The sequence below is a fragment of the Nocardia sp. GP40 genome, assembly GCF_050434125.1.
In the GTDB taxonomy this organism is placed as follows: Bacteria; Actinomycetota; Actinomycetes; order Mycobacteriales; family Mycobacteriaceae; genus Nocardia; species Nocardia albiluteola.
Genome location: NZ_JBNPVW010000004.1, coordinates 359,384 through 380,524, shown reverse-complemented (window position 1 = coordinate 380,524; position 21,141 = coordinate 359,384). Strand labels below are relative to the sequence as shown.

At 65.5% G+C, this 21,141-nt stretch carries 23 protein-coding genes; 15 read left to right on the top strand and 8 right to left on the bottom strand.

Annotated elements, in window-relative coordinates; translation table 11 throughout:
• The first annotated feature begins 1 nt into the window (after position 1).
• The 4 genes from aroA to ABH933_RS14915 all read left to right on the top strand — a co-directional run bounded on the left by aroA (position 2) and on the right by ABH933_RS14915 (position 6,105).
• Entirely contained in the window at positions 2-1,327 is a 1,326-nt protein-coding gene (aroA, locus tag ABH933_RS14930) for a 3-phosphoshikimate 1-carboxyvinyltransferase (protein ID WP_429425562.1), read from the top strand.
• Positions 1,288-2,325, top strand: a complete 1,038-nt coding sequence (gene rsgA, locus ABH933_RS14925) for a ribosome small subunit-dependent GTPase A (RefSeq protein WP_429425617.1) — start codon at positions 1,288-1,290, stop codon at positions 2,323-2,325. The genes aroA and rsgA overlap by 40 nt, the downstream gene beginning before the upstream one ends.
• A gap of 146 nt (positions 2,326-2,471) precedes the next feature.
• Positions 2,472-3,926, top strand: a complete 1,455-nt coding sequence (locus ABH933_RS14920) for an AAA family ATPase (protein ID WP_429425564.1) — start codon at positions 2,472-2,474, stop codon at positions 3,924-3,926.
• Positions 3,927-4,179: 253 nt separating this feature from the next.
• Entirely contained in the window at positions 4,180-6,105 is a 1,926-nt protein-coding gene (locus ABH933_RS14915; protein ID WP_429425566.1) for a UvrD-helicase domain-containing protein, read from the top strand.
• A 125-nt stretch (positions 6,106-6,230) separates the two neighbouring features.
• Here the strand turns inward: ABH933_RS14915 and ABH933_RS14910 are convergent, their stop codons facing one another.
• Positions 6,231-7,472: a DNA/RNA helicase domain-containing protein gene (locus tag ABH933_RS14910; RefSeq protein WP_429425568.1), complete on the bottom strand. Its 1,242-nt coding sequence runs from the start codon at positions 7,470-7,472 to the stop codon at positions 6,231-6,233.
• A gap of 72 nt (positions 7,473-7,544) precedes the next feature.
• Here ABH933_RS14910 and ABH933_RS14905 point away from each other — a divergent pair, with 72 nt between their 5' ends.
• Positions 7,545-8,300 (top strand): hypothetical protein, encoded by a 756-nt coding sequence (locus ABH933_RS14905; protein WP_429425570.1) that lies wholly within the window; start codon positions 7,545-7,547, stop codon positions 8,298-8,300.
• Complete coding sequence (locus ABH933_RS14900; RefSeq protein WP_429425572.1) at positions 8,297-8,635, top strand: hypothetical protein; 339 nt, start codon at positions 8,297-8,299, stop codon at positions 8,633-8,635. The genes ABH933_RS14905 and ABH933_RS14900 overlap by 4 nt, the downstream gene beginning before the upstream one ends.
• Before the next feature lie 66 nt (positions 8,636-8,701).
• Here the strand turns inward: ABH933_RS14900 and ABH933_RS14895 are convergent, their stop codons facing one another.
• Positions 8,702-9,037, bottom strand: coding sequence for a hypothetical protein (locus tag ABH933_RS14895; protein WP_429425573.1), 336 nt, complete (start codon positions 9,035-9,037; stop codon positions 8,702-8,704).
• Between the two features lie 176 nt (positions 9,038-9,213).
• On the opposite strand from ABH933_RS14895, the gene ABH933_RS14890 reads away from it, so the two are divergent.
• Positions 9,214-9,441 (top strand): hypothetical protein, encoded by a 228-nt coding sequence (locus ABH933_RS14890; protein WP_429425575.1) that lies wholly within the window; start codon positions 9,214-9,216, stop codon positions 9,439-9,441.
• Between the two features lie 280 nt (positions 9,442-9,721).
• On the opposite strand, the gene ABH933_RS14885 is transcribed toward ABH933_RS14890, so the two are convergent.
• The gene (locus tag ABH933_RS14885) at positions 9,722-10,246 is read right to left on the bottom strand and encodes a hypothetical protein (RefSeq protein WP_429425577.1); all 525 of its coding nucleotides are present in this window, start codon (positions 10,244-10,246) and stop codon (positions 9,722-9,724) included.
• A gap of 400 nt (positions 10,247-10,646) precedes the next feature.
• Between ABH933_RS14885 and ABH933_RS14880 the strand changes: the two genes are divergently transcribed.
• From ABH933_RS14880 to ABH933_RS14870, 3 genes are all read left to right on the top strand, one after another.
• The gene (locus ABH933_RS14880; protein ID WP_429425579.1) at positions 10,647-11,867 is read left to right on the top strand and encodes a tyrosine-type recombinase/integrase; all 1,221 of its coding nucleotides are present in this window, start codon (positions 10,647-10,649) and stop codon (positions 11,865-11,867) included.
• On the top strand, positions 11,857-14,361 hold the full coding sequence (locus ABH933_RS14875; RefSeq protein ID WP_429425581.1) for a tyrosine-type recombinase/integrase: 2,505 nt from the start codon (positions 11,857-11,859) through the stop codon (positions 14,359-14,361). The genes ABH933_RS14880 and ABH933_RS14875 overlap by 11 nt, the downstream gene beginning before the upstream one ends.
• Positions 14,362-14,443: 82 nt before the next feature.
• Positions 14,444-15,106, top strand: a complete 663-nt coding sequence (locus tag ABH933_RS14870) for a hypothetical protein (protein WP_429425583.1) — start codon at positions 14,444-14,446, stop codon at positions 15,104-15,106.
• A gap of 40 nt (positions 15,107-15,146) precedes the next feature.
• On the opposite strand, the gene ABH933_RS14865 is transcribed toward ABH933_RS14870, so the two are convergent.
• A complete protein-coding gene (locus ABH933_RS14865) occupies positions 15,147-15,365 on the bottom strand; it encodes a hypothetical protein (RefSeq protein WP_429425585.1) in 219 nt (72 codons plus the stop codon).
• 73 nt (positions 15,366-15,438) lie between these two features.
• On the opposite strand from ABH933_RS14865, the gene ABH933_RS14860 reads away from it, so the two are divergent.
• Positions 15,439-15,942 (top strand): hypothetical protein, encoded by a 504-nt coding sequence (locus tag ABH933_RS14860; RefSeq protein WP_429425587.1) that lies wholly within the window; start codon positions 15,439-15,441, stop codon positions 15,940-15,942.
• A 2-nt stretch (positions 15,943-15,944) separates the two neighbouring features.
• Here ABH933_RS14860 and ABH933_RS14855 read toward each other — a convergent pair whose 3' ends face one another.
• Positions 15,945-16,421: a hypothetical protein gene (locus ABH933_RS14855; RefSeq protein ID WP_429425589.1), complete on the bottom strand. Its 477-nt coding sequence runs from the start codon at positions 16,419-16,421 to the stop codon at positions 15,945-15,947.
• A gap of 56 nt (positions 16,422-16,477) precedes the next feature.
• On the opposite strand from ABH933_RS14855, the gene ABH933_RS14850 reads away from it, so the two are divergent.
• Positions 16,478-16,663, top strand: a complete 186-nt coding sequence (locus ABH933_RS14850; protein WP_429425590.1) for a hypothetical protein — start codon at positions 16,478-16,480, stop codon at positions 16,661-16,663.
• A gap of 1 nt (position 16,664) precedes the next feature.
• Here the strand turns inward: ABH933_RS14850 and ABH933_RS14845 are convergent, their stop codons facing one another.
• Positions 16,665-17,177 carry a DUF1330 domain-containing protein gene (locus tag ABH933_RS14845; RefSeq protein WP_429455035.1) on the bottom strand — a complete coding sequence of 171 codons (513 nt, stop codon included), beginning with the start codon at positions 17,175-17,177 and terminating at the stop codon, positions 16,665-16,667.
• Between the two features lie 21 nt (positions 17,178-17,198).
• Positions 17,199-17,567 (bottom strand): nuclear transport factor 2 family protein, encoded by a 369-nt coding sequence (locus ABH933_RS14840; protein WP_429427188.1) that lies wholly within the window; start codon positions 17,565-17,567, stop codon positions 17,199-17,201.
• An 820-nt stretch (positions 17,568-18,387) separates the two neighbouring features.
• Here ABH933_RS14840 and ABH933_RS14835 point away from each other — a divergent pair.
• The 3 genes from ABH933_RS14835 to ABH933_RS14825 all read left to right on the top strand — a co-directional run bounded on the left by ABH933_RS14835 (position 18,388) and on the right by ABH933_RS14825 (position 20,536).
• Positions 18,388-19,179 carry a pentapeptide repeat-containing protein gene (locus ABH933_RS14835; protein ID WP_429422614.1) on the top strand — a complete coding sequence of 264 codons (792 nt, stop codon included), beginning with the start codon at positions 18,388-18,390 and terminating at the stop codon, positions 19,177-19,179.
• 158 nt (positions 19,180-19,337) lie between these two features.
• Entirely contained in the window at positions 19,338-20,012 is a 675-nt protein-coding gene (locus ABH933_RS14830; RefSeq protein ID WP_429422616.1) for a recombinase family protein, read from the top strand.
• 284 nt (positions 20,013-20,296) lie between these two features.
• Positions 20,297-20,536, top strand: a complete 240-nt coding sequence (locus ABH933_RS14825) for a hypothetical protein (protein ID WP_429422618.1) — start codon at positions 20,297-20,299, stop codon at positions 20,534-20,536.
• Here ABH933_RS14825 and ABH933_RS14820 read toward each other — a convergent pair whose 3' ends face one another.
• Positions 20,537-20,746, bottom strand: a complete 210-nt coding sequence (locus ABH933_RS14820) for a YjzC family protein (RefSeq protein ID WP_429422622.1) — start codon at positions 20,744-20,746, stop codon at positions 20,537-20,539.
• Positions 20,747-21,141 lie beyond the last annotated feature (395 nt).

The following is a 21,141-nucleotide window of genomic DNA, read 5'->3' as shown; positions in this document are numbered from 1 at the left end:
CATGACCGTGCGCACCCCGAAACGGTCGATAAGCGAAGATGGAGGGGTGACTCTCTGGCCAGCGCCCCACTCCGACCGCCCCGTCCACGCGACCGTCACCTTGCCGGGCTCGAAATCCATCACCAATCGGGCCCTGATCCTCGCCGCGCTCGCCGACCGGCCCTCGACCATCACCGGGGCGCTGCGCAGCCGTGACACCAACCTCATGATCGCCGCGCTGCGGGCGATGGGCGCCGGGATCGACGGTGACGCAGACACTTTGACCGTCACCCCGGCCCCGCTGACCGGAGCGGATGTCGACTGCGGCCTGGCCGGTACGGTCATGCGCTTCCTGCCGCCGGTGGCGGCGCTGGCCAGCGGCGAGGTGTCCTTCTCCGGCGACGAGCAGGCGAGCCTGCGTCCGCTGGACACCATCCTGCAGGCGCTGCGCTCGCTCGGGGCCACGATCGACGGGGACAAGCTGCCGTTCAGCGTGCACGGCACGGGTGGGCTGCGCGGCGGGTCGGTCACCATGGACGCGTCGGGCTCCTCGCAGTTCGTCTCCGGGCTGCTGTTGTCCGCGGCCCGCTTCGGCGAGGGCCTGACCGTGCACCACGAGGGCGCGGCGCTGCCCTCGATGCCGCACATCGAGATGACCGTGCAGATGCTGCGCCAGGCCGACGTCGAGGTCACCGCGCCGACGGATCCGCGCAAGGAGCAGGTGTGGACCGTCGCACCCGGCCCGATCCATGGCGTGGACTGGGAGGTCGAGCCGGATCTGTCCAATGCGACACCGTTCCTGGCCGCGGCCGCGGTCACCGGCGGTGAGGTGACCATTCCGCACTGGCCGCAGCTGACCACCCAGCCGGGCGATGTCATCCGGGAGATCCTGGTGCGCATGGGCGCCGAGGTTCGCCGCGCGCACGGCAAGCTCCGCGTGCACGGGCCCCAGCGGCTGGCGGGAATCGATATCGACCTGCACGACGTCGGCGAGCTCACCCCGACCGTGGCAGCCCTTGCCGCGCTGGCCGATTCGCCCTCGCGCCTGCGCGGCATCGCCCACCTGCGCGGGCACGAGACCGACCGGCTCGCGGCGCTGTCCACCGAGATCAACCGCCTCGGCGGCAACGTCACCGAGACCGAGGACGGGCTGGACATCGTGCCCACCCCGCTGCACGGCGGGCCGTGGCACTCCTACGCCGACCACCGCATGGCCACCGCCGGCGCGATCCTCGGCCTGCGGGTGCCCGGGGTGCAGATCGAGGACATCGGCACCACCGCCAAGACCCTGCCCGACTTCGTATCCCTCTGGGAGACAATGCTTTCGGGCGAGGGAGCAGCGTCCTGAGGCGCCGCGAGTACGACGAGTCCGATGTCCGGGTACGCCCGGGCAGGGGCTCGCGTCCTCGCACCAAGACCCGCCCCGAACACCGGGATGCCCAGGCCGCCATGGTGATCGGCGTCGACCGCGGGCGGTGGAGCTGCGTGCTCGACGGCGATCCCGATCGGCCGCTGGTGGCGATGCGCGCCCGGGAGCTGGGCCGGTCACCGATCGTGGTCGGCGATCAGGTCGACGTGGTGGGTGATCTGTCCGGCAAGCCGGACACGCTGGCCCGCATCGTCCGGGTGGCCGATCGTTCGACGGTCCTGCGCCGCACCGCCGATGACACCGATCCGTTCGAGCGGATCGTCGTCGCGAATGCCGAACAGCTGATCATCGTCGTGGCCCTGGCCGATCCCCCACCGCGCACCGGTTTCGTCGAACGCGCGATGGCCGCGGCGTATGCAGGCGGCCTGGAGCCGGTTCTGTGCCTGACCAAGCACGACCTGGCCGCGGACTCCCAATTCGCCTCGGAATTCACCGATCTGGACTTGACCATCGTCCACGCGGGGCGCGAGGACCCACTAGAATCCCTGCACGATCTGCTGCATGACAAGCTGTCGTGTCTGCTGGGCCATTCCGGCGTAGGAAAATCTACCCTGGTGAATCGCCTTGTCCCGGAAGCAGATCGAGCCGTAGGCGACGTCTCCGGCGTCGGCAAGGGCCGCCACACCTCCACCCAGTCCCTGGCCCTGCCCCTCCCCGACAGCGGCTGGGTCATCGACACGCCCGGCATCCGCTCCTTCGGCCTGGCCCACATCACCCCCGACGACGTCATCGAGGCCTTCGCCGACTTGGCGGACGCCATCGAGGACTGCCCGCGGGGGTGCACCCACTTGGGCCCACCCGCCGACCCGGAATGCGCACTGGATCTGCTGCCAGGCAAGGAACGCCGGGTCGCCGCAATCCGCCTGCTGCTGGTCGCACTGAATTCCAACGATCCCTGGGTCATGGGGAACAGCTAGCGGCACAGCAGTTTACGTAACCACCCACGCCGTCTGGAGGTATCGCGCAGTCCCGGCAACGCCGTGATCGAACAATCGGAGCCGCTGCGCCAGCCCCCCTTGTTCAGAAACATAGAACTATACATCTAAGATGTATAGTTCTATGTATGCCCGCCCTGAGCAAACCCGATCGCGTATTTGACCGTGAACGCGAGTGGGACGGCCTTACCCGCTTCGCGACAGCATCGAGCCCGGACGTGCGGCTCGGCATCGTCAGCGGACGGCGGCGGCAAGGTAAAACGTTCCTGCTCGACGCGCTCGCCGAGGTGGTCAACGGCTTCTTCTTCACGGCGACCGATGCAACACAGACCGAGTCTCTGGAGCGGTTCGGCCGAGCCGTCGCGGCCTATGCCGGCGGTGGGCGATACGCCTTCCAAGACTGGGACGAGGCGCTGGAGCGACTCTTCGCCGTGGTCGGCGACGGCCTCATCGTCATCGACGAGTTCCCCTACCTAACCAAAGCCACCCCCTCCCTTCCGTCGGTGCTGCAGCGCGCCCTCGATCCACGTGGCTACGCACGCCAGGCCGGGTCCCGGATCCTGCTGTGCGGCTCGGCCATGTCCGTCATGGGAAAACTCTTGTCGGGCAGCGCACCACTGCGTGGCCGCGCCAGCATGGAGTTGGTCGTCAGGCCGCTCTCCTACCGCGACGCCGCCACCTTCTGGGGGATCGACGATCCGCGCCTGGCAGTGCTGGTCCATTCGATCGTCGGAGGCACCCCCGCCTACCGCCGCGAGTTCGTCGCCGGCGATGCCCCCGACTCCCTAGCTGATTTCGACTCGTGGGTACTGCGAACCGTACTCAACCCGCAGGTTCCCCTCTTCCGGGAAGCCCGCTACCTATTGGCCGAGGAAACCGAAATCCGTGACGCGGCTTTGTATCACGCCGTCCTCGGCGCCATCGCGGGCGGCCACACCACCCGCGGTGGAATCGCAAACACCATCGGCCGCAACGCCACCGACATCGGCCACCCCCTGTCGGTACTCGAAGATTCCCAGCTGATCGTCCGCGAGACCGACCCCTTCAGCAAGGGCAAGTCCGTCTACCGAATCGCCGAGCCGTTGATCGTGTTCTACGAGGCCATCATGCGCCGCCAGTGGACGCTGCTCGAGCGCGGCAATCCGGAGGCCGCGTGGCGTAACTCCCAAGCCAGCTTCCTTTCCCAAGCGGTCGGGCCACACTTCGAAGGACTCTGCCGGGACTGGGCAATGTCGGTGGGGCCAGAGGTATTTGGCGGACTACCGGGTCAGGTAGCCGCGGCCACGGTCAACGACCCACGCGAAAGGTCCCAGATCCAAATCGATGTGGCAGTACTGGCGCCGGAAGAGCCCGGACACCCGCGGCGCATCCTGTCGCTGGGCGAAGTCAAGTGGGACCGGGTCATGACACTCGGCCACGTGAATCGACTTGGACGCGCTCGAGATCTGTTGGCGGCCAAGGGGTATGACACCTCCGAAACTGTTCTTGCCTGCTACAGCGGTGCTGGATTCGATGAGAACCTACGGGGGTCCGGAGAGGGGCTCCTGGTCGACTCGAGCACTTTGTATTCCGGCGAAGGGTAGCAACGCGATTGCACTTGCTCGTTGTTCGGCGGGTGGCGCTGCGAGCGAAGACCAGGCTCGGCTCGCTCCGAATGGCCACATCGATCCCGCCCCTTCTCCTACGACTTCACAATGACCAGGAGTGCATCGCAATCCGAGCATTTCGCTATGCACGTCGGCGCCGCCCGGCTTACGGTACTGGTACTACGTTGAAGCTTTGACTGTACCGGGGGGTTCGATGCCGAACATAGGTCGTGAACGTCGTATTGGGTGGGTGCAGCAGCAACTGGACGCGCTTGCACATCTGACAGCACTACAACGTCGGCTGTTGTCGGTGCCGTTGATGGAGGGCGGCTGGCAGCTAATGGTTGCCGGCTCGGCTGTACCTACGGACCGGGCCGCCGCGTTCGCGATCGGCCGGACCGGAATATTCGCGCTCGTATTCACCGACGAGGTCCCAGATCGGCAACGCCTGCGCAGCATCCGTGTTCACGCTGAGAACACCATTGCCGGCCTCACACCCGATAGCAGCCAGTTCGTGCCGCATATGCTCGAAGTGATGCTCCTGATGGATCGCGCTGCGCACACCGAGGCGCATGATCCATTCCTCGCGGTCGACGGGGCAACCATGCGCGATGTCCTCCTAGCCGGTGAGACGAAGCTGACCCGGACCCGAGCCCGCGACATCGCCGCAGCCGTAGACCAACGGCTCGATCGCTATGTGTGGATCTCCACCGACGATGCTCCGGCGCCCCAAACAGCAGTCACCGAAGGGCTTTTCGTCACCTCCGAACTTCGCGAGGACGAACGCGGCAAGGCACTGACCCGCCCATTCCAGGAGTGGATGACCTTCCTGGATCCCGAACAACTCGGCCTGGTCCACGCCACCTTCAACGGTCCTGCCCGGATAAGCGGACCAGCCGGCACCGGCAAGTCCGTCGTCGCTCTCCATCGCATGGCGCGGTTCGCTAAACACAATCCCGGCCGCCTGCTGTTCACGAGCTTCGTCAGAACCCTTCCGGCGTACCATGAATCGGGGTTCACGCACCTGGCACCGCACGCCACCGACCGAGCGAAATTCGTCGGCCTGCATGCATGGACGACGCGGTTCCTCCGACGTCGGGGCGTCCCTTTCGAATTGGCTGACGACGACGCCAACGAGGATGCCTTCGCACGCGCATGGAAACAGGCTCGATACTCACTCAGCAAGATCCCGGAAACCGACTACCAGTACTGGAAGGACGAGATCAGCCGGGTGATCGAGGGCCGCGGGATCACCGAATTCGACGAGTACAAGCCCGTGCTGCGTCGAGGTCGGGACGGCATTCGGCTCGATGAATCCCGCCGCAAGACGGTATGGGAGACATTTTATGAGCCGTACCGGAAGCGTTTGGGCGAGCGCGGGCTCGACAACTTCAACGATGTAGTGCGCAAGGCCATCGAGGAGCTGCGCGCCTGCCCTCTCGATGACACAGAGATCTACGCCATGGTGGTGGTCGACGAAGTACAGGACTTCACGTTGACCGAGCTGACCTTGGTCCACGAGATCGCCGGCGGCGGACCGGATGCCCAGTTGCTTCTCGTTGGCGACGGCCAGCAGCAGGTGTATCCGGGCGGATGGAGGCTGTCCGACGCGGGGATTCCCGTTCCCCCGGCCCGTAGCCGCACACTGAAAACCAACTACCGCAACCGAAAAGAGGTACTGCTCTATTCGCAGCAGATCGAGGCCAGCAATACAGTCGATGACCTCGATGGCGGCCCGGGTTTCGTCCTGCGCGACAGCGACGGTGTGCTGGAAGGCGGTAGCACGACCGAGGTCCATCTGCACCGAGCCGAGGTCGACGCCGAACTCATCCGCGCCATCTCAGAATCCGGCCTCGTCTCCTCGAACATCGCAGTCATCGTCGGTCCCCGCAAGGACGCCGTCCACTATCAGCACCTGCTCACGGGGTCTGGATTCGATACACTTTCACTCGAAAGATACGACGGCACACAGCAAGCCGCAATCAAAGTGGGAACCGTGTACCGCGCCAAAGGCATGGACTTCGCGGGGGTCTTCCACATCACCGACGAACCCTCGGCGCCGTTGCATACGCTCAGCGGCGGTGCACGGGACAGGGCCGAACTTATTGCGCGGCAGATGCTTGTAGCACTGAGCCGAGCGCGTGACTATTTGTGGGTTGCGTACGTTCGGGACTGACCACACAGTCAACTCAGGGTGCCAGGAATCACTATCGCAACTGCACTACCTCGTACCGGCATACCGTGACCATCCTGGGAACCTGCTCGATTTGCTGGAGCCCTGGACCGTGTGAGTCGAGAACTTCATTTCAACAGGCCGGTAAGGAATGCCTGGGTCTCGGGATCTACGGAATATATTGCGACGCCGCGCATTCCTCGCGTTAGCAGAACCTTGTATATGTTCCGTACCAGAATATCAAAGGTTTCGTCGGCGATAGGATCTTTCTTTGTTCCTCTCAGCGCCGAATCCTTCGTACCCTGACGCACCGTAGTCAAATGCCCGTCCTGGGCAACGAGATCCGGTCCGATAATAACTCCGGACCAATCGTACTCAAATCCCTGAGCGGTATAGATGCATCCGACCTGACCGAATCCTCGCGGATCGGTTGCCCAGAGCGGACTCGGCGGAGCGTCGCCGACAGCTCGGTCACCCCGAAGATTCCATGGTCGAGACCAATCGCCGATAACGATATCGTTGACCAATGTGCCGTCTTCATTGGGCGAACTCCACGGCCAGCAGTATCCAGCGGCGATCCTTGCAGTCATACCGTCAGAGTTCTTGCTCCGCAGAAAATCTTCCATTTCTCGTGGCGACGACGCGATCCGCACATCGAAGTTCGAATCACCAGGCCACGGGGTGGGGCCTCCGACTCGAAGACCAACCAGCCGACGCACCCACTCGTCGTATTCGGCGCTGCCTCCACACCGATACTGGCCGTCCAGTTCAACATGATGTGGCAAATATCCACAGCGAAGCGCGTGTTCTCTGATCGCTTTGACCGTCCCGATCTCATCGGGGCGTACCACCTGATTCTCGTCGAGGAGGAACACAGGCACCCGTGCCGCGGCCATAAGTTCATCGATCTGTGGCCGTTTGGTACGCTTCGCCGCCGGCGTGAAGCGGTTGGTCGATACCTCCCGAATACGATGCGCCTCGTCGCAGATCAGGACATCCAGGTCATTCTTCTCCGAATCTGCAAAGTTCCGAAAGTATTTGAACAATCCCTGCAGCTCTGTCGACCCCTTGCCCGGGAATTTTCGAAGCGATTCCGTAAATGCCAGCGAGCCTGTGGCGTGCCGCACTCGGTACCCGTCCCGGTTCAGCTCGGCCAACAGCGCGGCGGCAATAAGGCTTTTCCCGCTGCCAGGTCCGCCAGTCACGATAACGATGCTCTTCTGGTCGGCTTGCTTGGCCAAGCGCACCTGGCTCATCACCGTTTCGTACGCAAGCTTCTGGTGATCGAGCAGCGAGTATCGTGTGGCCTCGCGGAGTTCAGCACCGGTGAAGCTGAACAGATTCTGCTTCGGTCGAATTGCACTCTGCAACAGCCGATCCGCTGCGCCCGTATTGGATTCAGCGACGAGGAGCGCGATGGCCTGGGCCAGACCAGCCCGACCATGAGCGATGGAACCAGCGAGCTGATCGTCCGCATGTCCGCTGCCCGCGCCGAACTCCTGGACCAGGCCCGCACCGGCAAAGGACTCGCATCGATGGAGCGAGCGCAGATCATCGCGACCATCGACGACATCGACGCCGGCCGAATCGCCGGACGCGCACAGCTGCCGGAGCTGATGTGGGCTGATGAGATCACCCGATCCGAGGTGGACAGCAGGCGCATCGGCGTCACTGCCGATCGCCTGGCCACCGCGACCAAGGAGGCCATCACCCAGCGGATCGAGGCCACCGGCGCTATCGAGCCCGGCAGCCGCGCCGAGGACCGGCTCACCAAGGATGTGGACTCGATCGGATCCGTAGTGCGCGTCGTGGTCAACGGATCCCAGAGCACCTCACTGGACCGGAAACGAGCCGCGTTCGTCGAGCGACGCGGGCGGCTCGAGCAGGACCTCGCCCAGGCCGGTGTCCAGGTCGCCGCGCGCGCGGAGATCCGGGGCCTGGTCGACGCCCGAGGCAAGGAGGCCGGGCAGCTCGGCCAGAGCGCCGCGGTCCGCCGCGAGCAGTGGCAGACCCGCACCGCCCAAGCTGTCACCGCCCGCGACACCGCTGCCGCCCGACGCGCAGCCGTCGACGCTGGGGAGGCTCGCCCCGCCGAACGCGCCTGCGCGACACCGCCGACCCGCACGGCGGGCCAAGCAGCCTCGACCGGGCGGGGTGCGCGGATCGCGCAGCTGCACACCCAGGAGGTTGGACGATGACCACGACCACCGCTACGACACCGCTTCCGCCGTTGGTCACGCTGTGCGGGTCGATGCGGTTCTTCGATCACATGCTCGCCGTAGCTGCCGAACAGACCGCCGCCGGACGCATCGTGCTGTCCCCGTTCTGTGTGGTCACCGCCGACGAGCAGGACAGTGAGCTGAAGACCAGACTCGATGAGCTGCACCGCCACAAGATCGACCTCGCCGACGAGGTCATCGTGGTCACCGACGAAACCGGCTACATCGGCGAGTCGACCAAGGGGGAAATCGGCTACGCCAAGGCCCTGGGCAAGCCGACCTCGATCCGCGTCGTCGCCACCGCCGGCGGATAGATCCGATACGACCAAGCAGGCCCTCACCGGATGATCGGTGAGGGCCTGCTGTCGTATCTGCGCCGGTCAGTGAAGAAACACGAGCGCGAGCATCGCCAGGCCGACGACCACAGCGACCGGCACAAACACCAGCAGCCACCCATGCCCAGGGTCACGCGTCTCGGGCTCGACGACGTCGCGGTCGGGCACCTTGAATTGGGCCCGCCACCGCTCGAGGTCGGCGGCTTCGGCGGCTTCCTGCTGCTTTCTTTCCAGCCATCGGCGCAGCGCCGCCTCTTCCTGCGCGGTCCGCAGCCGGGGCCGCGCCGCCGGCGCATCCGACCGCAGCACCTGCCACGGACAGCTCGGGGTGTAATGCCAGCCCTGGTAGCACCACGGGTTCGAGCACGCATACCGCAACATCGTCCGGCCTCCCCTCCCACCACCGTCCTCACGGGGTGCGGTCGAGCGTAGCGCCGGACTGTGACCATGTCCGGTCTCCGGACCTGCCGAAAATCGGACGAATGCGCCGTAATCGGGTGGTAGAGAGCAGGTTTCTGTCCTCGCGGCAGTGGTTGATCCTTAAAGTTGGACAGGCCGTGATCGACCGTTTCTACAAGCGAGTGGAGAACAGCGTGTTGGATACCGTGGAAACCGCGACTGCGTACGTGATCGCCGAGCTGGAGGCCAAGGGCACGGCCACCCGTGAGGATTTCGACGTCGCCGCCATCGTCGCCGCCTCGCACGGCATCATCGAGGGCTGGGACTTCCGATCGATCGACCGGACCGCATTCTGGCGCCTCGCCGCCAGCAATCTCAAGCTCTAGGCGGGGCAGGCCGCAGCGACCGCCTGCAGCCATCCATAGCCGGGAGACCTATACTCGCGAGCGGAAACCCCGGAACGATCCCTACCGACCCTCGGCGGTCAGGCACATCGCCGGGGTTTCGCCATTTTCCGGGGGGCAGAGATCGGGAAGTCACACTCGCCGCTGAATCAGTCTGAATCAGTCTGGGGCAGCGTGTATCATCAACTCTGCAGGATGCATTAGCGTCCTTGAAGTGGACCCGGCAGCCATCCGGACGGTTGGTGAGCCGGGTTTCGCGTATCTAGGACAGCTTGCGAACCGTGGTGATGAGCGGGTCCACGCGCCGGCGCCAGTCCCCGCCTTTGGCTACGCACCAGGCCACCGCGTCCGAAACCCACAGCAGAGGCTCTTGATTCGGGCGTGTGTGGTCGTAGGTCAGGGTGTCGGCCACGTCGAACTTCCGGACAGCGCTATAGAGGGTCCTGCGGTCGCTGGCGACCAGGGAGTCGTCCTGCTCGATCGTTAACCGGCGGCCACCGACGGCGGCGAGGTCCTCGACAAGGGCTGTGAGACAGCTGGTTCGGGCCTCGACCGCGTTCCGGATGCTAGTCGCGTCGTAGACGCGCACCTGAACTTCGAGGGTGCACAGCGCCGAACAGATCGCTCGCCGCCGCGGATCGTCTTCTTTCTTGAAGTGGATGCGGTTCTGCCCCTTGGCGCGCTGGGGCTGAAGTACCTTGCGGGCCTGCTGGATGTGGCGGACCTCAGCGAGGGTAGAGACGATCAGCAACCCGTTTTGCTTGGTCTCGTCCACGAACGCGTGCATCTACAGCGACCTTCGACCTTTCGTCTGCGCCAGCGACCAGCGCGCTACTCCCGATATATCAAGCCTAGGACCGCCACCCGACAACGATGTACAACAGGCATGCCGCGCCCGTTCCCGCAGGGTGGGTTGCGCCGCCAGAAACGACAGGCCTGAACCCTCTTGGGCGGCAGCAGGTTCCCGCGGGACGTGGCACAGTAAGGTCTACACACACGACAGCCCCGGCGGGTAAGAGCCGCCGGGGCTGTCGTGTGTAGAGGCTGTGTGGGTGTGGTGGAGGTCAGTGGCCGACGGTCACCAGGGCGGCGATGCCGAGCCACAGCCAGTGGAAAGACTGGTCTGTTGACTGCACCAACTCTGGTGCCGATTCGTCAGCATGGTCCGGGCTGGTGATGATCGCTGAATGTCGTTGTCTGAGTTGCCCGGTGGTGTCCGGCAGAGGTTGATGGAGGGCCGGGGCGGGGTGTCGAGTGCGGGCCGGGTGGAGCATGGCCGGGGGGATTTTCTTCCGTGGGTGGCCCTCGACGGCTCCGGTCGCGAGATCGAGCCGGTCAGCGGTTTTCTGCGTGATCTGATGCTGGGCGATGCAAGTCCGTTGTCGTGCCGGAGCTACGCCTACGACCTGCTGCGATGGTTCCGTGTGCTGTGGACGGTGGAGGTCGGGTGGGAGCAGGCGACCGAGGCCGAGGTGGCGCTGTTGGTCGGGTGGTTGCGGGCCGCGCGTAATCCTCAGCGTGAGCGCCGGATTCCGGGCCGGGTTCCTGCTGGCGCGGTCAACCCGGTTACCGGCAAGCAGACCCTGGCCGCGGGGTATGCGCCCGCGACCATCTCGCACAACCTCAGCTGCGTGCACGGCTTCTACTCCTTCCACATCCACTTCGGTCGGGGTCCGTTGATCAATCCGGTCCCCGAGAACAGCCAGCGGCGTAGCGCTTTGGCGCACCGGTCTCCGCTGGAAACCCCGAAGCCGTTCCGCCGGGCCAGGTTTCGGCCGAAGACGCGTGTGCGTCAGCCGCGGTCGATCAGCGACGCCCAGTGGGACGACCTGTTCAGACAGATGCGGTGCACACGGGACCGGGCGCTGCTGGCCTGTTATGTGTCCTCTGGCGCGCGGGCCTCGGAACTGCTCGGGGCCACGCTCGAGGATGTGGATTGGTCGGGTGGTCGGATGTGGGTGGTGTCCAAGGGAAGCCGTGCGCGCCAACAGGTTCCGCTGTCGCCGGAGGCCCTGGCTCACCTGGCCGCGTACCTGGAGGAAGCCGGGCTCCCCGGTTTCGGCGAACCGTTGTGGCGAACCCGGCGGGGCACGGTTCGGCCACTGACCTATTGGGCGGCCCGCCGAATCCTGCAACGCGCGGCAGAGGTACTGGGGGCGAACTGGACTCTGCACGATCTGCGGCACACCGCAGCGTCCCGGCTGGCCCGTGATCCGTTGCTGACCCTGACCGAGGTCCAGTCCATCTTGCGGCACGCTCATATCAGCACGACCGCTCTGTACACAGTGGTCGGGCTGGAAGACCTGGTGGACAAGCTCGCCGAGCACTACCAGCGGCCCACGCCACCGACACGGTGGAACCCGGGCTACGACCCCGCTGATGTCGCGGTGGTGTTCGGTGCCCGGTAACGCGGTCGGCACCAGCGCCCGGATGCAGGGCCCCACCACCAGCCGGGTGCGCCGCACCGATCCGGTCTACGTCAAGGACAACAGCTTTCACCCCACCGCGATCACCCCGGCGCCGCCCGCGCCGCCGGCAGTGCGGCCCCAGCCGTTGGGTGACCTCCGGCGAGCCCCCGCCGCTGAGATCGTGGGTCTGGCGACGTCGCTGTTCACCACCGATTCCGGGGCGCGCCGACGCAACGACACCGATATGGGGGCGCTACTCGCAGCGCTGAAGCGGTTTCCGGGCGTCACCTGGCAGCAGCGGTGGGCGGCGGCCGGGCTCGGTGTGCCGGGCGCCAAGACCACGACGGTCTTGCTCGACGACGACGCCGGACAAGATCGGATCTACGGCTTCAACAGCGCGACCGGCAAGCTCTTCGCGATGCGCGTGATCATGCCCGAGCTGCGGGTGTTCCGCTCCTACAAGTTCAGCCTCTACACCCGCTGGTTCTCCCTCGTGCACTCCGATCCGCTGCTTCACCGGTACTTCGCCCAGGTCGAGAACCTGCCGGCATCGGAATCGCCCCGCGCCAGTGCTCGTTTCGATGTGTGCTGCGCGCTCACCGTGTTCGGTATCGACCTGGCCGATCTGCCCCCGCAAGCCCTGCTGCACTACGCCGTCGAGTCCCGCAAATACGGCCTCACGCGGGGCGCGCGGCCCAGCGACGGCAGCTTCGCGGGCGTGCAGGCATGGAGTGTCCTGCACCAGATGGGCGTGTTCCCCGCGTCGGCACCGGCCACCCTGCGAGCCGCGGTCGTCAAGGGCCAGCGCAGCATCGCCGAGCAGGTCGACCGGCACCAACTGCGCAACACCGCGGTCCGGGACCTGCTGGTCGACTACCTCACGCGCCGCACAGCCGAACTGGACTACTCCACGTCCTCGCACCTGGTCGATCGGCTGGCCCGGCTGTTCTGGAAGCAGATCGAGATCATAAACCCTGGTCAAACCGATCTGCGGCTCGACGAGCAGACCTTCACCGCGTGGAAGCAGTGGTTCCTCACCAAATCCGACGGGTCCGCCAGGCTGGACATCGACGGCCCGCTGCTGACGATCCGCAGTTTCTACCTCGACCTGCAAAGCTGGGCGATCACCGAGCCCGAGCGATGGGCGCATTGGGCTGCGCCCTGCCCGATCCGCGACGCGGATCTGCGCTGGTTCCAGGTGCGGCGGCGACGCATACAGGAACGGATGGCCGAGCGCACTCGCCAACGACAGCCGCTGTTGCCGATCCTGTCGAGCTTCGTCAACGATCGCTGGCACGAGCACAGCACCTTGCTGGAAGCGGCCCGCGCAGTCGGATTCGGCGAATGCTTCACCCTCGACGGCGTCACCTATCAACGCAGCTCCAGCAAATCCGATCTCTCCTACCGCAACCCGGATCACGCACCCGTGCGCGTGATCAATCGCGATACCGGCGAGCTGATCCGCGTCGGTCACAACGAGAACCTGGCCTTCTGGCAGTGGGCGGTGATCGAGACCCTGCGCCTGGCCGGCCTGCGCGTGGAAGAGCTCACCGAGCTGACCCACCTCAGCGTCCGCAACTATCAGCGGCCCAGCGGTGAAGTCGTCGCCTTGCTCGTGGTCTGCCCGTCCAAGAGCGACCGGGAGCGGGTCATTCCGATGTCTGCCGAGCTGTTCCACGTCATCGCCCAGGTGATCAAACGCCATATCGCCGAGCACGGCACAGTGCCGGTCGTGCCGCGCTACGACAACCACGAGCGGGTATGGACTCCGCCGATGCCCTACTTGTTCCAGACCGTTCACAGCGCCGCCCTGCGAGGGATGTCGACCCATACCGTCTGGCGCAGCATCCGCCGGGCGGTCGAGGCCCTGGCCCTGACCAGGCCGGAGTTCAAGGGCGTGACGTTCGCCCCGCACGACTTTCGCCGCGCGATGGCCACCGAGCTGGTCAACAACGGGCTCCCGATCCATATCGGGGCCGCGCTTCTGGGCCACGTCAACATCCAGACCACTCGCGGGTACGTCGCGGTCTTCGACGACACCGTCATCGCCCACTACCAGCAGTTCATCGAGCGCCGCCGAGCCCAGCGGCCCGCTGAGGAGTACCGCAAGCCCACCGAGGACGAATGGTCGGAATTCCAGGAGCATTTCGATAAGCGCCGCGTCGAGCTGGGCTCGTGCGGACGCCCCTACGGCACCGGGTGCGCCCATGAATTCGCGTGTGTCCGTTGCCCGATGCTGTCGGTCGACCCGAAAATGCTGACCCGGCTCGACGAACTCGAAGAAGACCTTATCGCCCGCCGGAGCCGCGCGAACGAGGAAGGATGGCGAGGTGAAGTCGAAGGACTCGATCTCACCCTGAACTTCCTGCGCGCCAAAAGGTCTCAGACCCACCGGGCACTGCGAACTGGCGCACCAGGCCACGCCGAACTGGGCATGCCGCCTGTGAAGGTCAAGGGACCACCGCCAGCAGAACGGCGGCCACGCACACAGTGAGCAGTCCGGGCGCCGTGGTGGCGGCCCCAGAGTGGGAACTTGACCACCCGGGCCTTGGGCGAATCGAGGCTAGCCTTCCGGAATGAGCACGGTGCAGTCCGACAACCTTCCCGGCCGAGGAGAGAAGCGACGACTCCGGTCACGGCTCGGCTGGCATCTGTTTCTCGCCGGCACCGCTATGTCTTGTGTGGGCCTGCTCGTCCATGCCAGCGACCCGGCCGGCGCCGAGTCGGTGCTGTGGAAATTGTTCTTGACCGTCGCGGCGGTTGCCTTCTTCTACGGAATGGTCGGTTACCTGACCCGGGTAGTCGTATCCCGGCGGCTTCGAGTACCCGAACTCAGTCCCCTGCTTGCGCCCGCGCTGGTGGTGGCGTGCACGGTGGTTGCATGGAGCGCAGACCTACCGATCCTCGTGCGCTGGCAGTTCTCCGAGCACAGCTTCGATGATTCCGCACGAAAGGTGCGCAACGGTGTCGATCCGCGGACGTTCGAAGGTCACCGGCTCGGCCTCTACCGCGTCGACGATACGGACCGCCCGATCTCGAGCATCTACCGCGACGACTCGGGTATCTGGTTCGACACCAGTCCCGCCGCGGACTACTGCTCGGACGGAGCCGGGTTCGCCCAGCTCACCGGTCTCCCTCGCACAGACAGGCTCCATCACCTCGAGGGTGACTGGTATTGGTACTGCTTCGACAGCGGGGGTGAGAAAGCGGTGCTGCCGGACCATCCCATCGGGGGATGACGTTGCCTCGTGGGACGAATCCGAGAGAATTCCTTATTCATCAGGCCACCGCCGGATTCCAGGTAGTGCAGAGAAGGTCCAGGTGCGCGGCGCCCGAGGCCAGTCCCTCACCACGCTTGTAGAACTCGCCCTTGCCGAGCCGGTCAGCCAGCCATCGCAGTGTGGTGCGCCGGTCGGCCCAGTAGTGCGTCACCGCCGACACCGCGAGACCCGCTGCCGCCCAGGCCGGGCTGAGCGGCAGTCGCAGCCACCAGGTCACCGCGGTTGCTGGTCGACTGCCGTGAGTGAGTCTTGGGTCGAAGGCGGCAGTGCGCGTAGGGCATGCTGGCGCGATGGATGATCCGCAGATGACTTGGGAAACCTGGGTGGTGTCCCTGGATGACGCAAGCCGGGCCACGGCGAAGTCGCTTCGGACTCAGTTCGAGGCGCTTGGTGCCGACGACCCCGCAGGCTGGGCTAGGTCCGAGATCAGCGAGAACATCCCGCATCTCGCTCGGTTCGTGCTCCTGCAGAGCTTGTGGCGTGGTGCGATCGACGGCTGGGATCGTCCAGGCGCGCTGGAGCAGGTGCCAGCGGCTCAGCGACTGATTGCTGCCGGTGTGGATCGGGCGGATCTGGCTCGCCTCGCCCGTGCTGTCGCCTACGAGGCGGTGTTTGCCGTCCTTGACGAGCTGGACGAGGGCCGCGCTGTGAACGCGTCCGGTGTTGATGTCGGTTGGCTGGTCATGGAGTCGGGTGAGGACGGATCGCCGACCGGGCGAATGCTGTCCGGCCTGCATGAGGATCTCCTCACCTTGGATCCGAGTGGTCGTGGTGGTGGTGACCTGGAGGAATGAGGTCATGATTCGGTCCTCCTGGACGGCATCCCAAGGTCGACCGTCGACAGGCGGTTCAGGCGCAGTGCTTCGTCGCGCTTGCCTTGGAGGAAGCCAAGGGTGAGGTCGATTCCTTCGATTTCGCCGTGCCAGCCTTTGGATTCGGCGCGATGGCGTCGAACCAGCAGGTCTTTTTCGATCTCGTCGAGCCGGACGACCATCTTGGGGTCGACACGCAGCATCGGGCAGCGGATGCAGGCGTGCTCGTGTGAGCAAGGGGTGGCATAGGGGCGGCCGCAGTTGCCGAGTTCGAGTTTCCGCTTGTCGAAATGCTCCTCGAATTCGGTCCATTCGGTGTCGGTGACCGGCCTGTACTCGTGTTCGGGGCGCATCGCTCGCCGCCGGGGGTGGCGAGTTGGTCGGTGGTGAGTTTGCGGGGGCGTCTCAAGGCAGTCGGGAAAACGACTGACGGTGTTCCGTTCGAGCAAGGAGATTTTCATCAGCCTCTAGCAGATAGGGACGAACATGGAGTTCTCCGTGCCGATACCGGGCGACCGTGACGGTTTCATTCGCCGCGACCCGCTGCCGACGCCTCACCAAAGCCTTCGCCACCCGCACCGTCGTGTTCACCGGCCGCCACCGCACCCGCGAGGAGCGGATCGACTCCTGGCGCCGCGGGGACCGCTGCCGTGGCGGCGGCCATCAGCTCGCACCAGGCCCGCCGGGTGTCGGACGGGTGTAGGTCAGTCTTGTTCCGGCAGCAGGTAGGCCAATGCGGAGTCGGCACGGTATCCCGCGGGCAGACTCTCGAACAGAATCAGGTCGGCGGTGGTGTTGTCTGTACGCAGGTTGCGGATCTCCAGGTACGCCGGGGATTCGTACCAACCGCGGGCCGCTTCGATGGTGGGGAACTCGATAATGATCAGGTCGCCCTTCCAGTCTCCTTCGATTGTGTCGGCACTCGGGTTTCCGTGGGTGCGGAAGACTCCGGCGAACGGCTCCAGCGTGGCATCGACTCGGCGGAGGTACTCGACAATCTCCGGGCCGAAATTCGTGCTGTGAACATGGGCGATGATGTATGCCGTCATGGCATCCTCCTTGATAGGCATGTGGTGTTCAATGACGAGAAAAGTCGCGCTGAGCTCGGCAGAGTGGTGTGGTGATGAGCGGCGAAGTGCCGCAGCGGATTTCGAGTGGGCAGAAGTGCTGCCCGTGATCGCCGGTCCGGTGGCCACCACTGTCGTCGCGGTGGCCACCGGCGGACCCGGGTCACTGGCTCAGGCGCCCGCGGGCACCTTGTCCAGGAATCCGAGCACCTGGGTGATCCGGCCGTCCGCGCCGATCACCGCGACATCGAATCCGATAATCAGCGGCTCACCGCCGGGGCGTCCGAGGTGCCAGGTGAACCGCGCGATGTCGTGGTGGGCGTCGACCGGTCCGCCGAGGCTGAACTCCAACCCCGGGAACTGCCCCTGCACCGCCGCTATGGTGGCCTCCAGACCGGCATGCCCGGCGACCGCGACCAACGGATCGGTGTAGCCGGCATCCTCGGCGAACACACTGGCGACCAGCGCCTTGCGCGCCTGCGGCTCGGTGGCGTTCCAGGCCGCCAGGTAGCCCTCGACCAGCTCGTTCACGTCGCTCATTGCCTTCTCCTTCGTAGTGCTTGCTGCGTTGTGAGCACTACGTTATGGAGATCCGAACCCCCCGGAATCTGTCGCACTTAGGTACCGCCTACCGGCGTGTGCACCAGCCGCCGCGCCCCGGCCATGACGCACGACCCAATCGGGTACTGGGCCTGTTGAAGTTGCGTCCGTTTGGGGTACACCTCAACGTGACACTCCAGCGCCAGCCAGAACAGCGTCAAGACAACGTCTTTCGCCGAATTTCTTGACGCGAGTCCGCCGGGTTCACGGAGGCTATCCGGACACATGGACGATGGGGGCTCAAACCTAGAACCCGCTGATTAAGAGTCAGTCGGCACCCGGCGCTGTTGAGGGTGGGCGCAGGCAAAGCGTGTACCGGACGTGGGACGCCGGTCCGTGTCTTGAAACCTTGGATTCGAGACAGCATGGGGGTGGAGTTGCCTTCGCTCCGAAGTCGCCTGTGGGCTGGTCTCGGAATCTGGTCTCGTTCCGGGCTGCGGCCGGTTCAGGATGCCTTGGAACACTGACGAGTTCGGCCCGCGTACTTTGCGGCCGCACGGACGAAGCGCATCATCGACACCGACAGCGGTACAACCTGTTGGAAGGGTGGGTTCGAATGGCAACGGGGGGAAGACCGCACCTGCGGCGACAGCGGCTGGTCGCGGGCAGGGGCCGATCACTGCACCGACCCGCACCTCAAGCTCCTGCCGCCCCTCCGGAACCAGCCCCACCTCCGGAACCTGCGGTGGCACAGCAGGATCCGCCGTCCGGGGCCGCGGACGCGCCCGCCGCTGCGGAATCGACTTCGGGGTGGACGAGGGTGACCGCCCTGGCAAGCGCGGCCGGCACACTGCTGGCGGCCTCGGCGGCCACCGGGGCCCTGTGGTTCACCGGGCAATCGCTGCACGCCACCAACACCCAGCTCGGCATGTCCCAGCAGACCGCGATCACCGACCGATTCCGCCTGGCCGCCGAACAACTCTCCTCAAAAGAGATCGATGTCCGGATCTCCGGTATCTACCTGTTCGAACGCCTGGCCAAAGACTCCCCAGCAGACCACGCAACCGTGTACTCGGTCCTCGCGGCATTCGTACGCACCCACGCCCCCGCAACCAACTGCCCCACACCACCAGAACCAGCGGCGACACCTGTCGACATCCAGACCGCGATGACTGTTATCGGCCGACGAGACGCCTCCCGGGAACAGCCAACAGACAAACCAGACCTCGGCCAAACCTGCCTCCGCGGCGCGGACCTGGGCGGCGCGGACCTGGGCGGCGCGGACCTGGGCGGCGCGGTCCTGGGCGGCGCGGTCCTGGACGACGCGAACCTGGGCGGCGCGGTCCTGGACGGCGCGGACCTGACCGACGCGAACCTGACCGACGCGAACCTGACCGACACATACCTGGACGACGCGAACCTGACCCACGCATACCTGGGCAGCGCGAACCTGACCCACGCATACCTGACCCACGCGAACCTGACCCACGCGAACCTGGCCGTCGCGAACCTGACCGACGCGGACCTGACCCACGCGGACCTGACCGGTACGCAGTACGACCTACAGACGCGATGGCCGAAGGGTTTCACGCCTCCTCCTCCACCACGCTGATGCGTTGTGCGAAGTGTTGAGAATTGATCGTTTTACCGACACTCGACCGGTCGGTGACGAATCCCTGGTCGACATCGCCGGACCGCTGTCGGAAAAACGTGTTGAAAAGTCTTGCTGTGCAACAAGTCCTGTCGGACCTTTCTCGTACAGTCACGCCCATGACCGAAACCTCCGCCGCGACGCCGGCGCTCGTTCTCGATGGTGACGCCCTCGACCCGATCGGTGGAGGCGGGGCCCTCGTCGGCTACGCGCGGGTCTCGACCACCGGGCAGCTGCTCGACCGCCAGCTGCACGCACTGACCGCGGCCGGATGCCAAAAGGTCTTCGCGGACAAGAAGTCCGGCAAGAACGTCGAGCGCGAAGAACTGTGGCGCTGCCTGGACTACCTGCGGCCGGGAGACACCCTCGTGGTGCCCGCGCTCGATCGGCTCGGCCGCTCGCTGCAGGACCTGATCTCGATCGTCGCCGGACTTCGCCAGCGCGGCATCGGATTCCGGTCCCTGCACGAAGCCCTGGACACCACCACACCGGGCGGGCGTCTGGTCTTCCACGTGTTCGCCGCGCTCGCGGAGTTCATCCGCGAGCTGATCGTCGACGGCACCCACGAGGGCCTGGCCGCAGCCCGCGCCCGCGGCCAACGTCTCGGCCGGCCACCAGCGATGAACGCCGAACAGATTCGCCAGGCCCGCGCCATGCTCACCCGCCCCGACGAATCGATCTCCTCGATCGCCCGCCTGCTCGGCGTTTCACGATCCACGCTCTACAAGCACCTGCCCGAACTCGGAAATGGCCAGCGGCTCGTTGCCGACGAAGCTCAACAGCTACCCCGGTAGTTCGGGACGTATTGGGCCCCAGTACTATCGAGCCATCATTTCGGCCTAGGTTGGCCATCGGCTCCGCAAAAGGCGATGGCGATGGAGACCGCGGCCAAGGAGCAATTATCGGTATTGGACCCTCTGACACAGTCAGAGCAGCAGTACCCGGGCTACTCACTCCATCAGGACCCCGGTTCACCAACCGCAAAACTTTGCGGGATGGTCGAACCGGTGACGCATGCCCTTTCAGCTCGCACGGCACGGCCATCCCATGTAGATGGGAGAGATCCTTCGTGTTGAGCATGACCATCAGCCTCAACCAAATCATCGGCGTGGCCGCCTTCGCGCTGATCGTCTTGGTTGTGTGGGCTGCGATCTACTCGAGCGACCCGGACCGCCGCGAAGCAGCCCAGCGGGTGCTCGCGATCATCCGGCGCCGCAACAACATCCCGACCGTGCGCCAGCCCAGGCCAGGGGTCAAGAAGGGAGACAGGCCCCGTGCGGCGCACCCCGGCTGGAGCACGCCGCACGGTCACCGGTGACTAGCCTTCGCCCGCACCGTTCTTCGCCGGATCCACCAGGCTGAAGCCGTTCCCCGGCTTGCTGGTCGGGGGCAGCGTCTTGCCCTTCACACCGGTGATCTCCTTACCGGTGTGACCGCCCCGCGGGCCGACCTCCTCGTACAGACCGGAATGCGGGGCCTTGTCGCCCGGCTTCAGCGGCGCATTCTGCGGATTCTTGGACATTGTCATGCCCTCCTTCCAGGCCGTCTGCACCGGCAACCTCCCCGCCATCGGGACAGAGAGACCACACTGAGGTACGTTGGCGAGGCGCTCCGCTAAAAGTGCACACACCAACGAGCCCCACGCCGGTTGCCCCGGCACGGGGCTCGTTCTGTGAACGCTTCAGGCCTACCCAGAACACTACTACTGGGGGCCGACACTGCCGCACAGCACAACACCTTGTGTCCCCGCACCCGCTCGGCGTCGTGCCGCACTCGGGCGCAGGATCAAGGGGTTCGGGTAGTAATCGCGCGCGAAAAACAACGACAACGGCTTGACCAGCACCGATGCTGTGGCTGGTTCAGGTGCCGGTGTGCTCGGGCTGCCAGGGCAACCACCAGCAGCCTTGTCCCGCAGCAGAACCC

Coding starts and splice junctions, on each gene's coding strand:
- aroA (WP_429425562.1), top strand. CDS start 2: ATGACCGTGCGCACCCCGAAACGGTCGATAAGCGAAGATGGAGGGGTG.
- ABH933_RS14920 (WP_429425564.1), top strand. CDS start 2,472: ATGCCCGCCCTGAGCAAACCCGATCGCGTATTTGACCGTGAACGCGAG.
- ABH933_RS14905 (WP_429425570.1), top strand. CDS start 7,545: ATGAGCGATGGAACCAGCGAGCTGATCGTCCGCATGTCCGCTGCCCGC.
- ABH933_RS14900 (WP_429425572.1), top strand. CDS start 8,297: ATGACCACGACCACCGCTACGACACCGCTTCCGCCGTTGGTCACGCTG.
- ABH933_RS14895 (WP_429425573.1), bottom strand. CDS start 9,037: ATGTTGCGGTATGCGTGCTCGAACCCGTGGTGCTACCAGGGCTGGCAT.
- ABH933_RS14885 (WP_429425577.1), bottom strand. CDS start 10,246: ATGCACGCGTTCGTGGACGAGACCAAGCAAAACGGGTTGCTGATCGTC.
- ABH933_RS14880 (WP_429425579.1), top strand. CDS start 10,647: ATGTCGTTGTCTGAGTTGCCCGGTGGTGTCCGGCAGAGGTTGATGGAG.
- ABH933_RS14870 (WP_429425583.1), top strand. CDS start 14,444: ATGAGCACGGTGCAGTCCGACAACCTTCCCGGCCGAGGAGAGAAGCGA.
- ABH933_RS14860 (WP_429425587.1), top strand. CDS start 15,439: ATGGATGATCCGCAGATGACTTGGGAAACCTGGGTGGTGTCCCTGGAT.
- ABH933_RS14855 (WP_429425589.1), bottom strand. CDS start 16,421: ATGAAAATCTCCTTGCTCGAACGGAACACCGTCAGTCGTTTTCCCGAC.
- ABH933_RS14840 (WP_429427188.1), bottom strand. CDS start 17,567: ATGAGCGACGTGAACGAGCTGGTCGAGGGCTACCTGGCGGCCTGGAAC.
- ABH933_RS14830 (WP_429422616.1), top strand. CDS start 19,338: ATGACCGAAACCTCCGCCGCGACGCCGGCGCTCGTTCTCGATGGTGAC.
- ABH933_RS14825 (WP_429422618.1), top strand. CDS start 20,297: ATGACCATCAGCCTCAACCAAATCATCGGCGTGGCCGCCTTCGCGCTG.
- ABH933_RS14820 (WP_429422622.1), bottom strand. CDS start 20,746: ATGACAATGTCCAAGAATCCGCAGAATGCGCCGCTGAAGCCGGGCGAC.